Origin of the sequence: Flavobacterium amnicola, from assembly GCF_004122165.1 — a bacterium.
Taxonomy (GTDB): domain Bacteria; phylum Bacteroidota; class Bacteroidia; order Flavobacteriales; family Flavobacteriaceae; genus Flavobacterium; species Flavobacterium amnicola.
This window is the reverse complement of record NZ_SBKO01000003.1, coordinates 138,854-151,539: the sequence shown is the minus strand read 5'-3', so window position 1 is coordinate 151,539 and position 12,686 is coordinate 138,854. Positions and strand designations below refer to the sequence as shown.

General features: G+C 34.9%; 9 protein-coding genes. 6 read left to right on the top strand and 3 right to left on the bottom strand.

What is annotated here, in order from left to right; genetic code table 11:
- Positions 1 to 16: 16 nt before the first annotated feature.
- From EQG63_RS08960 to EQG63_RS08950, 3 genes are all read right to left on the bottom strand, one after another.
- Positions 17 to 790, bottom strand: coding sequence for a 3'-5' exonuclease (locus tag EQG63_RS08960; protein WP_129436035.1), 774 nt, complete (start codon positions 788 to 790; stop codon positions 17 to 19).
- Between the two features lie 78 nt (positions 791 to 868).
- On the bottom strand, positions 869 to 2,167 hold the full coding sequence (locus EQG63_RS08955) for a dihydrolipoamide acetyltransferase family protein (RefSeq protein ID WP_129436034.1): 1,299 nt from the start codon (positions 2,165 to 2,167) through the stop codon (positions 869 to 871).
- A gap of 72 nt (positions 2,168 to 2,239) precedes the next feature.
- Positions 2,240 to 3,382 (bottom strand): glycosyltransferase family 2 protein, encoded by a 1,143-nt coding sequence (locus EQG63_RS08950; protein ID WP_129436033.1) that lies wholly within the window; start codon positions 3,380 to 3,382, stop codon positions 2,240 to 2,242.
- Positions 3,383 to 3,472: 90 nt separating this feature from the next.
- On the opposite strand from EQG63_RS08950, the gene EQG63_RS08945 reads away from it, so the two are divergent.
- From EQG63_RS08945 to EQG63_RS08920, 6 genes are all read left to right on the top strand, one after another.
- Positions 3,473 to 5,323, top strand: a complete 1,851-nt coding sequence (locus EQG63_RS08945) for a CocE/NonD family hydrolase (RefSeq protein WP_129436032.1) — start codon at positions 3,473 to 3,475, stop codon at positions 5,321 to 5,323.
- Positions 5,324 to 5,409: 86 nt separating this feature from the next.
- The gene (locus tag EQG63_RS08940; protein WP_129436031.1) at positions 5,410 to 7,272 is read left to right on the top strand and encodes an ABC-F family ATP-binding cassette domain-containing protein; all 1,863 of its coding nucleotides are present in this window, start codon (positions 5,410 to 5,412) and stop codon (positions 7,270 to 7,272) included.
- A 34-nt stretch (positions 7,273 to 7,306) separates the two neighbouring features.
- Positions 7,307 to 8,086, top strand: a complete 780-nt coding sequence (locus EQG63_RS08935; protein ID WP_129436030.1) for an O-methyltransferase — start codon at positions 7,307 to 7,309, stop codon at positions 8,084 to 8,086.
- Between the two features lie 44 nt (positions 8,087 to 8,130).
- A complete protein-coding gene (locus tag EQG63_RS08930) occupies positions 8,131 to 8,820 on the top strand; it encodes an ABC transporter ATP-binding protein (RefSeq protein WP_129436029.1) in 690 nt (229 codons plus the stop codon).
- 94 nt (positions 8,821 to 8,914) lie between these two features.
- Positions 8,915 to 11,842, top strand: coding sequence for a M16 family metallopeptidase (locus EQG63_RS08925; protein ID WP_129436028.1), 2,928 nt, complete (start codon positions 8,915 to 8,917; stop codon positions 11,840 to 11,842).
- 205 nt (positions 11,843 to 12,047) lie between these two features.
- On the top strand, positions 12,048 to 12,617 hold the full coding sequence (locus EQG63_RS08920) for a cob(I)yrinic acid a,c-diamide adenosyltransferase (RefSeq protein ID WP_129436027.1): 570 nt from the start codon (positions 12,048 to 12,050) through the stop codon (positions 12,615 to 12,617).
- The last annotated feature ends 69 nt before the right edge of the window (positions 12,618 to 12,686 follow it).

Below are 12,686 nucleotides of genomic sequence, written 5' to 3'. Positions count from 1 at the left end.
CTCTCGAAGTCACCTTTTACTGTTTCGTATTTAACTTTCTTAATTTAATTCCTGTTAGCACTTTTTTAGTGTATAATGGAAAATCCGCATTTTGAATCCAACCGAAATAACCGGGCTCTTTATCCAACACTTCATCTACCAAAGCACCCTTATGTTTTCCAAACGTAAATATTTCTTGACCTTCGGCGTTTAAAGCAATAAAACCAGCAAAATCAACCGATTTCTTACGGGTTGTAAATTCAGAAAGCGATTTCATATCATTTTCCAATTCAGGATAACGTTCCAATTGGGCTTTTAGTATTTCATACGTTGCTTCCGTATCAGCTTCGGCGCTATGAGCATTTTCAAGGCTTTGCCCACAATAAAATTTATATGCCGCACTTAGGGTACGTTCTTCCATTTTATGAAAGATAGTTTGGACATCGACAGAAACACGATTTTTCATATCGAAATCGACTTCTGCACGTAACAATTCTTCCGCTAACAATGGAATATCGAATCGGTCCGAATTAAATCCAGCCAAATCCGAATCTTTAATCATATTATGAATTTGCGAGGCTAACTCCTTAAAAGTCGGTTCTCCGGCAACTTTTTCATTGGTAATTCCATGAACGGCTGTTGCGTGAGGTGGAATTGGAATCGTTGGATTGACTAACCAAGTTTTACTTTCTTTGTTTCCGTTGGGAAATATTTTTACTATAGCAATTTCTACAATTCGATCTCTGGCTACATCTATTCCAGTCGTTTCAAGGTCGAAAAAGCAAATTGGTCGATTGAGTTTAAGTTCCATTTTATTTATTTGAATAGCAAAGATAAAAAAACCCGATAGGTTACAACCTATCGGGTTTAATATTATTAATAGGATGTATTAAAAATCTCTATTTACATCAAAAGCTTCAAGATAATCGGCAACGCGTTTCACGAAGCTTCCTCCCAATGCACCATCAACAACTCTGTGATCGTAAGAGTGTGATAAGAACATTTTTTGACGGATTCCGATAAAATCACCTTCTGGAGTTTCAATAACCGCAGGCACTTTTCTAATCGCTCCTAACGCTAAAATACCTACTTGAGGTTGATTGATAATTGGTGTTCCGAAAACAGAACCAAAAGTTCCTACATTCGTTACTGTATAAGTTCCACCTTGCGTATCGTCTGGTTTTAATTTTCCAGCTTTGGCACGGTTTCCTAAATCATTTACTGCTTTTGCCATACCCACCAAGTTCAATTGGTCTGCATTTTTAATTACAGGAACGATTAAGTTTCCGTTTGGTAAAGCCGCCGCCATACCTAAGTTGATATTTTTACGTTTGATGATGAATTCACCATCAACAGAAATGTTCATTCCAGGGAAATCTTTCAAAGCTTTGGCAACAGCTTCCATCATGATTGGTGTAAACGTTAGTTTTTCACCTTCACGCTTTTCGAAAGCCGCTTTCACTTTATCTCTCCATTTCACAATATTCGTAACATCCACTTCGATGAACGATTGTACGTGTGCAGATGTTTGAACCGAAGCCACCATGTAACCAGAAATAAGCTTACGCATTCTGTCCATTTCTACAATTTCATCTCCACCGTTAACCGATACCGGAACTGCAGGTGTGGATGTTTGAACTGGAGCAGCGACTACCGCTGGAGCTGCTACTTTTGTAGCTGGCTGACTTCCTCTATTTTTGATATAATTTAATAAATCTTCTTTATTGACACGACCGTCTTTACCAGAACCTTGAATGGATTCTAATTCAGCCAATGAAATTCCTTCTTCTTTTGCTATATTTTTCACTAATGGAGAGAAAAATTTATCCGAATCAGAGAAATTTGCTGGAGCAACGGCTTCTTTTGCTGCTTCAACTGTTTTAGCCACTTCAGCCACTGGAGCAGCCACTACTTCCGCTTTAGGAGCTTCAGCCACTACAGCACCACCTTCCGTTTCGATGATAGCAATGGTTTGACCCACTTGTACTACGTCATCGGTATTGAAAAGAATTTCAACAAGTGTTCCCGCAACTTCAGAAGGCACTTCACTATCTACTTTATCCGTAGCAATTTCAAGTACTGCTTCATCCATTTCAATTTTATCTCCAACTTGTTTTAACCAGTTGGTAACGGTTGCTTCTGCAACACTTTCTCCCATTTTGGGCAATTTCAATTCAAACTTTGCCATATCTTTAAACTATAGTTGTGTTTTCGTATTTGGTTTGCAAAATTAACAATTTTTCATTCGCAATGTCACGAATCAGTCATTTTTTGTTAAATTAATTACTTGTCCGATATCGTTGGCATGATTACTTCCGATTAAAAATTCCGAATTCGGAATGTAGTTCTTGAAAGTGAGATTGTTAGCTTTGTATTTTTCCATAAAAGCAATTATTTCTTTGTATGAAAATGATTGGATATCGAAAATAATCTCAATATTTTGCTTTGGAATATTTTCGAATTGATTGAAATCATTTTTGATTTCATCGTATTTCAAATTCATGGAATGCTTTTCTTCCTTCGAGAAAAAAATGATTTTATCAGTTTTGCGAATCGTGTTTTTTTGCTGACTTTTCTTAACTATGGAAAAAACAAAAGCGCCTATTTTCATCAAAACATTAAATAGAAACGACCCTCCAAAATGCTTTTTATAAAAAAACTGCATCGCTTCTCGAAAGCGTTGGACATATTTTTCGTCACGAACCGTGCTTTCCCCTTTGTAATGAATGACTGAAGTTTCATGAAAGTAAAAATTCGAGTTACCACTTTTTAAAACCATATAACTCAAATCAATATCATCGGAATACATGAAACAGTTTTCGTCAAAACCACCCACTTCAAGATATAACTCTCGTTTCATAACCATAAAAGCACCGACTAAAATATCTACTTTTCCCGATTCACTTTCGGATAAGTGTTGTGCGTAATATTTATTGAACAAACTAGATTTTGGAAAAAATTGGTACAACCCAAAAATTTTGGTCAAGGCAACCCAAGGAGTGGGCACACCACGCTTGCATTCGGGAAGAAAATTTCCGGTGCCATCGATAAGTTTACAACCGATTATTCCTACACTTGAAGAGATTGCTTCGTACCTCGCAATGACTTTACTAAAAGTATCTTCCGCAACCACCGTATCAGGATTGAGAATACAAATGTATTCGCCTTTGGCTTCTGCCACACCAATATTGTTTCCTTTTGGAAAACCTAAATTTTCTTTATTTTCGATGAGTTTGACATTTGGAAAACGCTGTTTCATCATCGCGCAACTATCATCGGAAGAATTATTATCGACCACAATAATTTCACCATCAATGTCTTGAATTGCTTTTTGAACACTTAAAACACATTGCTCGAGAAAATAGCGGACGTTATAATTGAGGATAATTATTGATAATTGCATAATGCGAAAATAACTATTAATCACAAATAGTAAAAATTAACCCTGCTTAAAATTTTATTTCTACTTTTATAGTCAAATTATGTAAAAATCATGAAAATAGTCATTAAAACCATTCTACTATTATTTACCATTAGTGTCTGCTCACAAAATCAACTTGAAAAAGAATTCGACAAAAAAGAGGTTTACATTACTATGCGTGATGGTGTAAAATTATTTACCAGTATTTATATTCCTAAAGACATTTCTAAAACGAAAACATACCCTTTTTTAATGCAACGCACCTGTTATAGTGTTGCCCCTTATGGAGAGAACAAATTCCCTAGAAACTTAGGTCCAAACAAATTTTTAGCACAGGACAAATATATCTTTGTGTATCAAGATGTTCGTGGAAGATACATGAGTGAAGGAACTTTCACTAACATGACTCCACAAGTGGTTCACAAAAGCAAAAAAGACACAGACGAAAGTACCGACACTTATGACACTGTAGAATGGTTAATTAAAAATATCCCGAATAATAACGGCAAAGTGGGACAATATGGCACCTCCTACCCAGGATTTTACAGCGCTGTTGGTACATTGGCCAATCATCCTGCATTAGTGGCTTCTTCACCTCAGGCTCCAATTTCTGATTTTTTCTTTGACGATTTTCATCACAATGGCTCATTTTTAATGGGTTATTTCAAAACATTCCCCGTTTTTGGTGTTCAAAAAAACAAAGCAGAACAAGATGATTGGTACGAGAATCAATTGATTAAACCAACCTCTAAAGATGGTTCTCTCTTTTACAACGAGATGGGAACTCTAAAAGATGGTGTTGACAAATATTATAAAGACAATTTTTTCATGCAGGAAATCATGAATCATCCTAATTACGATGATTTTTGGCAAAAAAGAAACTTATTACCCCATTTAAAAAATATCAATCATGCGGTATTGACCGTTGGTGGATGGTTTGACGCCGAAGACCTTTACGGTCCTCTAAACATCTACAAAACCATTGAAAAAAATAATCCAAAAGCCAAAAACACTATCGTAATGGGACCTTTTTCACATGGTGGATGGGGTCGCGAAAATGGCAAACATTATCACAATGACATCTATTTTGGAGACAGTATTGCAACCCATTATCAAAGAAATGTAGAACAAAAATTCTTCCATCATTATTTGAAAGAAAATAAAAAAGAAGCAGTGTCTCTTCCTGAAGCCTACATGTTTGACACAGGAAAAAAAGTATGGAATGAATTTACAAGTTGGCCTCCAAAAAATGCTTCTAAACTTAAGTTTTACTTAGCCGACAATGCCAAATTAACTACTACAAAACCAGAACAAATTAATAATACCGAATATTTTAGTGATCCAAACAAACCCGTTCCAAGCAGCGTGAATTACGCAGACATGAATGGCTTCACCCCAAGAAATTACATGAGTGAAGACCAAAGATTTGCCGAAAACCGACCAGATGTAGCAGCTTTTAGCACTGATTATTTAACGGAAGATATGACGTTAGGTGGAGAGATTACTATTAATTTACAAATTTCAACCACCACAACGGATGCCGATTTTATAGTTAAGTTAATAGACATTTATCCTGTAGACGAACCTCAAAACAAAGATAAACCTAATGTTTTATTAGCCAATTACCATCAAATGGTTCGTAGTGAAATCATGCCCGCTCGCTTTAGAAACAGCTTCGAAAAACCAGAAGCCTTAATTCCTAATCAAACTACTACCGTTAAATTTAAACTGCAAGACGTATTGCATACGTTTAAAAAAGGGCATAAAATACAAATTCAGGTACAAAGCTCCTGGTATCCGTTGATGTATATCAATCCACAAGTATTTTTAGACAATCCTTATCTTGCTAAAAAGGAAGATTACACAAAAGGATTCATCAAGATTCAAAATCAAAGTGAAATTGAAGTCGATGTTTTAAAATAATAAAAAAGCTGTCTTAAAATGACAGCTTTTTTATTTCCTCATAATTAACTCAATCCAAAAGATTACTTTTGCAAAAAATTACTCTTGTGAATTACTTATCAGTAGAAAATATATCGAAGTCGTTTGGGGAACGCACCTTGTTTGAAAACATTTCATTCGGAATCAACAAAGACCAAAAAATCGCTTTCATTGCCAAAAATGGTTCAGGAAAAACTTGTATCATGAAAATCATCAATGGCGAAGACGAACCCGATACTGGGCAAGTTGTGGTGCGAAAAGACATCAAAATGGCGTTTTTGTCGCAAGATCATAATCTACAAGACGAGCTAACGATTGAAGAAAGTATTTTTGCTTCCGATAATGAAATTCTACACGTCATTGAACGTTATGAAAAAGCCTTAGAAAACCCAGAAGACACAGAGGCATATGAAAAAGCATTCGATGATATGGATCGTCACAATGCTTGGGATTTTGAAACGCAATTCAAGCAAATTTTGTTCAAATTAAAGCTAGAAGATTTTAAACTAAAAGTCAAAAACCTTTCTGGAGGACAGAAAAAACGTTTGTCCTTAGCCATTATTTTAATCAACCGTCCCGATTTGTTGATTTTGGATGAGCCTACCAATCATTTGGATTTAGAGATGATTGAATGGTTGGAAAGTTATTTTGCTAAAGAAAACATTACCTTGTTTATGGTGACACACGACCGTTTCTTTTTGGAACGTGTTTGTAACGAAATCATTGAATTAGACAACGGAAAATTATACCAATACAAAGGCAATTACTCGTATTATTTAGAAAAAAAAGAAGAACGCATAAGTTCTGAAAATGCGAGTATTGATAAAGCCAAAAACTTATTCGTAAAAGAATTGGAATGGATGCGTCGCCAGCCTAAAGCACGTACCACCAAATCAAAATCGCGTCAAGATGATTTTTACGTAATTAAAGAAAAGGCTGAAAGTCGACGTAAAGAAAACGTAATCGAGTTGGAAATCAATATGGAACGTATGGGAAGTAAGATTATCGAGCTTCACAAAATTTCAAAAAAGTTTGGCGACCATGTGATTTTGGATGATTTCAGTTTCGATTTTCAACGCGGTGCCAGAATTGGAATCATTGGTAAAAATGGAACCGGAAAATCTACGTTTTTAAATCTGCTAACAGGAACACTTCCGCTTGACGGAGGAAAAGTAGTAGTGGGTGACACTATAAAAATCGGGTATTACACACAAAGCGGTATCAATCCGAAGCCAGGTCAACGTGTCATTGATATAATTAAAGAATACGGAGAATACATTCCGCTAACGAAAGGAAAAATTATTTCGGCATCGCAATTGTTGGAGCGTTTCCTTTTTGATTCGAAAAAGCAATACGATTTTGTAGAAAAATTGAGTGGTGGCGAATTAAAACGTTTGTATTTGTGTACGGTTTTGATTCAGAATCCGAACTTTTTGATTTTAGATGAACCAACCAATGATTTGGATATTGTCACTTTAAACGTATTGGAAAGTTTCCTTTTGGATTATCCTGGCTGTTTGTTAGTGGTTTCACACGACCGTTACTTTATGGACAAGATCGTCGATCATTTGTTTGTATTTAGAGGCCAAGGTGAAATTGAAAACTTCCCTGGGAACTATTCTGATTTTAGAGCCTACGAAGACAGTGCCGACGTACAGCAAAAAGAAGACAACAAAGCAGAGAAAAAAGACTGGAAACAGCAGAATAATACTTCAGGATTGACTTTCAACGAGCAAAAAGAATTTCAAAAAATTGAAAGAGAAATCAAAGATTTAGAAATCAAGAAGAAAGAAATTGAACAACTGTTTTCAGATGGAAAAGTAGCCGATACTGATATAGAGAAAAAAGCAAACGAATTGCAGAATGTAATCAAAAAGATGGAAGAGAAAGAAGAACGTTGGTTTGAACTTTCTGCTAAGATTGAAGGATAAACAAGGGATAAGACAATAGTCAAAAGGCATAAGAATGTTACATATTATACAATCATACCTAAAATTCCTTTGGCACTCCAAAAACCAACACGGTGTCCATTCGCCGTTTGTGTTCAATTTAGTAACCAAATGTTTTTACGATAAAAGTGATTATCCTGAGTATAAAACACTAAAAGCCTACCGAAAGGATTTACTTCAAAACAATAACACTATTGAAGTAAACGATTTTGGAGCGGGTTCAAGAGTTTTCAAATCGAATTCAAGACAAATTTCGAAGATTGCAAAAACCGCTGGAATTACACCTAAACGTGCAGAATTGTTGTGCAGAATTGTAAATTATTTTCAACCGAAAACAATTTTAGAAATAGGGACTTCTTTAGGATTGGCCACTTCTGCCCTTTCGTTAGGCAATTCAAAAGCAAAAATTACCACACTCGAAGGATGTCCTGAAACATCGGCGATAGCGAAAAATCAATTTCAATCTTTCAATCTCAATAATATTGAATCCGTTGTAACTGAGTTTGAAACCTACTTTAAAAACTGTAAACCGTCAACTGTAAACTATCAATTCATCTACTTCGACGGCAATCATTCCAAAAAAGCCACTTTAGACTATTTTGAATTTTTATTGCCAACCATTTCTAACGAAACAGTTTGGGTTTTTGATGACATTCATTGGTCTTCAGAAATGGAAGAAGCTTGGGAAATCATAAAAAAGCATCCAAAAGTCACTGTAACAATTGATACCTTCCAATGGGGATTGGTTTTCTTTCGTTATGAACAAGAAAAAGAACATTTTACCATAAGAGTGTAACAAATTGAATGGAATGCCTACTTATAGGAAACTTCAAAAATCAAATGAGTCAAGCATTAATCAAAATAACCGATATCAAACGTGATTTTCAATTAGGAAATGAAACCATTAACGTTTTAAAAGGCATCGATTTGCAAATTAATAAAGGGGAATATGTGGCATTGATGGGACCTTCTGGTTCTGGAAAATCAACATTAATGAACCTTTTGGGTTGCTTGGACACACCTACTTCAGGTCAATACATATTGAATAACAAAGATGTATCTCAAATGGTAGATGATGAATTGGCTGAAATTCGTAATAAAGAAATTGGATTCGTTTTTCAAACCTTCAACCTTTTACCAAGAACAACTGCCTTAGACAATGTGGCTTTGCCGATGATTTATGCCGGATATTCTAAAAGCGATAGAAAAGCTCGGGCTACCGAAGTCTTGACACAAGTTGGCCTTGACGATCGTATGGACCACCAACCCAATCAACTTTCAGGGGGACAACGCCAACGTGTTGCCGTTGCCAGAGCCCTTGTAAATCGTCCTTCTATTATCTTAGCCGATGAGCCTACAGGAAACTTAGACAGTAAAACTTCGGAAGAAATTATGAAACTTTTTGGAGAAATTCATGCCAACGGAAATACTGTAATTCTAGTTACACACGAAGAGGAAATTGCTTCTCATGCCCATCGCATTATACGTCTTAGAGATGGATTAATTGAAAGCGACACTAAAAATAAATAATCACAATTTTACGTTAAAAACACCATCCTTATTTTACTTAAAATAAGGAACTCTATATTTTTGAATTTAATAAACTAAAATAATTTACAAACAAATGCTAAAAAAACTGACATTGACTCTAGCAACTGCATTAGTATCAGCTGTTGGTGTTGCCCAAAATCAATTTGAATGGAAGCAAGCTTCAGGTAATGGTTATACATACAAATTTGTAAGCAACGACCCAACCAAAGCGAGATTTTACACTTTAAAAAATGGGTTAACCGTAATTTTAAGTCCAACAAAAAAAGACCCAAGAATTCAAGCGTATATTGCGGTTAAAGCAGGAAGCAAGACCGACCCTTCAACCAATACTGGTTTAGCACATTATTTGGAGCACATGCTTTTCAAAGGAACAGATAAATATGGCTCTTTAGATTGGGCTAAAGAAAAAGTAGAATTAGACAAAATTGATGCGTTGTATGAAAAATACAACCAATCGAAAGACAGTACGGAAAGAAAAAACATCTATAAAGAAATTGATAAAGTTTCAGGTGAAGCAAGTAAATATGCTATTGCCAACGAATATGACAAATTAATGACTGCAATGGGAGCGCAAGGTACTAATGCCTTCACTTCTTTTGAACAAACCGTATATACTGATGATGTTCCAAGTAGTTCGTTAGACAAATATTTAGCGGTACAAGCAGAACGTTTCAGAAATCCAGTTTTACGTATTTTCCATACCGAATTAGAAGCGGTTTACGAAGAAAAAAACAGAACATTGGACAATGATGGACGTAAAGTTTTCGAAAACTTATTTGCTAGCTTATTCAAAAATCACAATTACGGTTTACAAACCACTATTGGAACGGTTGAACATTTAAAAAACCCTTCACTAGTAGAAATCAGAAAATATTTCCACAAATATTATGTTCCTAACAACATGGGAGTAATATTATCAGGTGATTTTAATCCGGATGAAGTAATTGCAAAAATTGATAAAGCTTTTGCTTATATGCAAGCCAAACCAATTGACAAATACACTTTTAAACCAGAAGCACCTATCACTGCTCCTATTATACAAGAAATTACTGGCCCAGATGCTGAAAATATAACTATTGGTTACCGCCTTCCAGGTAACAAAGACAAAGATGCGCTTTTAGCTGATTTAGTAGGCCAAGTTTTAACTAATGGGAAAGCAGGTTTATTAGACCTTAATTTGGTCAAAAAACAAAGATTACTTAGAGCAAGTGCTTTCACTTATACGTTGATTGATCACGGTATTTTATATTTATCTGCCGCACCAACTAACGGACAAACTTTAGAAGAAGCAAAATCTTTAGTTTTAGCAGAAATTGAAAATTTGAAAAAAGGAAATTTTGACGACAATTTGATTACTTCAATCATTAATAACATCAAAAAATCCAAAATTTACGAAACTGAAAAATACGCTGACCGAGCGAGTACTTTAATGGATGCTTTCACTTCTGAATTAGACTGGAAAGATCAAGTTGCGTATGTAAATGATTTATCAAAAATCAAAAAAGAAGACATCGTTGCTTTTGCAAACAAATACTTAGGAGAAAACTATGTGGCCATTTTAAAACGTAAAGGGGAAAACCAAAACAAAGTTAAAATCGAAAAACCACAAATTACGCCAGTAGAAACTAATGCTGACAAACAATCTGATTTCTTAAAACAAATCAATGCAATGCCAAGTAATGCATCGGCTCCTGTGTTTTTAGATTACGATAAAGACATTCAAAAATCTAAATTAGGAAATGCTGAAGTATTATATGTTGCCAACAAAGACAATGATATTTTCCGTTTGAAATACCGTTATAAAATTGGTTCTTTAAACGACTTAAAACAATCGTTAGCCTCTCAGTACATTCAGTTTTTAGGAACGGATAAAATGACTGCTGAAGAAATTTCAAAAGCGTTTTACAAAATCGCATGCAGTTTCACGATTACAACGGGTGAAGAATTCACTACGGTAAACATTGAAGGATTACAAGAAAACTTCGAAAACGCTATAAAATTATACGAAGAGGTTATCTCCAATGTGAAAGCTGATGATGTTGCATTAAAAGCATTAAAAGCTAGAATTGCAAAATCTAGAAAAGATAATAAAGCTAATAAAGGTGCTATCTTACAAGGCTTAACAAGTATTGCCATGTATGGTCCAAAAAACAAATTCAACAATAGTTTATCGAATGCAGAATTAGAGGCGCTAACTGCTCAAGAATTGATGGATCGAATCAAAAATCTAAACAATTACGAGCAAACTGTAGTGTACTATGGTCCAACCCCATTAAAAACATTGGTAAGTCAATTGCAAGCATTCCACAAAGTACCTACAACGTTCACTGCAACTCCTGCAGCTAAAGAATTCAAACAAATAGCACAAACTTCAAATCAAGTATTGTTTACTGATTATGACATGGTGCAAGCAGAAACACGATGGATCAGAAACACGGAAACTTTCGACCCAAATAAAAACACTATTGTAAACGTTTTCAACAACTACTTTGGTGGCGGAATGGGATCTTTAGTATTCCAAACTATTCGTGAAAGTAAAGCCTTAGCGTATAGCACATTTGGTTTTTATGTAGCTCCACAAAAGAAAGAAGACCAATATTATATGATGAGCTATGTTGGAAGTCAAGCAGATAAATTTAACGAAGCAACAGTAGCTATGAACGAATTGTTAACGAAGTTACCAGAAGTTCCTGCCAACTTAGATTTAGCTAAAATTCAAGTTAAAAAAGACATCCAAACCGAAAGAATTACTCAAGATAATATTATTTTCAATTATCTAAATGCGAAACAATTAGGATTGAAAGAAGATGCAAGAAAAAAATTATACGCTTCTGTTGATGGAATAGCAATGACTGATCTTAAAGACTTCCATAAGAATTATTTCTCTGAAAAACCGTATACTTATGCTATCGTTGCTTCTGAGAAAAAAGTAGCAATGGATGACATGAAAAAATTAGGTGAAGTGAAGAAAATCACATTAGAAGAAATTTTCGGATACTAATTACAACTGGTTTTATTAAATTAAAGACTGCTTTCGAGCAGTCTTTTTTTTCTTTTAAAAGGTATTGTTTTATTATCTTTGAAAAGCATTTTTTAGAAATTTACAACTAAATTAAATTTGGATACAATAAATTCAAAAACAACAATTCAATAAGAATTAATTATAGTTTACTTACAAATCAACGAATACACAAATAAACAAAAAAATGAAAGTCTATACCAAAACCGGAGATAAAGGCACCACGGCATTATTTGGTGGTACCAGGGTCCCGAAACACCATATCCGTATTGAAAGTTACGGCACCGTTGACGAATTAAATTCTTATATCGGACTGATACGTGATCAGGAAATCAATCCTTTGTATAAAAATGTCTTAATTGAGGTTCAAGACCGATTATTTACTGTGGGTGCAATTTTAGCCACTCCTCCTGAAAAGGAAGTTTTAAAAAATGGTGAAAAACGCTTACAAAATCTTGGTATCACAGAAGCCGATATTGAATATCTTGAAAAAGAAATCGATACCATGGAAACCGAATTACCACCTATGACGCATTTTGTTTTGCCTGGAGGTCACACTACTGTGTCATATTGTCATATTGCTCGTTGTGTATGCCGTCGCGCTGAGCGTTTAGCCACACATCTTAATGACATAGAACCTACAGATGAACTTGTTTTAAAGTATTTAAACCGACTTTCTGACTACCTTTTTGTCTTGGCACGAAAGTTGTCCCATGATTTGAACGCAAACGAGGTACAATGGATACCTAGAAAATAGTATCCAGCAAGCCGTATTCCGTTAGCAAAAAAGTACTGTTCTAAAAATAAATTGGTCCGTAACAACGCG

Excerpts from the sequence above, each read along its gene's own strand:
- EQG63_RS08960 (WP_129436035.1), bottom strand. The coding sequence starts at position 790 with ATGGAACTTAAACTCAATCGACCAATTTGCTTTTTCGACCTTGAAACG.
- EQG63_RS08925 (WP_129436028.1), top strand. The coding sequence starts at position 8,915 with ATGCTAAAAAAACTGACATTGACTCTAGCAACTGCATTAGTATCAGCT.
- EQG63_RS08920 (WP_129436027.1), top strand. The coding sequence starts at position 12,048 with ATGAAAGTCTATACCAAAACCGGAGATAAAGGCACCACGGCATTATTT.
- EQG63_RS08950 (WP_129436033.1), bottom strand. The coding sequence starts at position 3,382 with ATGCAATTATCAATAATTATCCTCAATTATAACGTCCGCTATTTTCTC.
- EQG63_RS08930 (WP_129436029.1), top strand. The coding sequence starts at position 8,131 with ATGAGTCAAGCATTAATCAAAATAACCGATATCAAACGTGATTTTCAA.
- EQG63_RS08955 (WP_129436034.1), bottom strand. The coding sequence starts at position 2,167 with ATGGCAAAGTTTGAATTGAAATTGCCCAAAATGGGAGAAAGTGTTGCA.
- EQG63_RS08935 (WP_129436030.1), top strand. The coding sequence starts at position 7,307 with ATGTTACATATTATACAATCATACCTAAAATTCCTTTGGCACTCCAAA.
- EQG63_RS08945 (WP_129436032.1), top strand. The coding sequence starts at position 3,473 with ATGAAAATAGTCATTAAAACCATTCTACTATTATTTACCATTAGTGTC.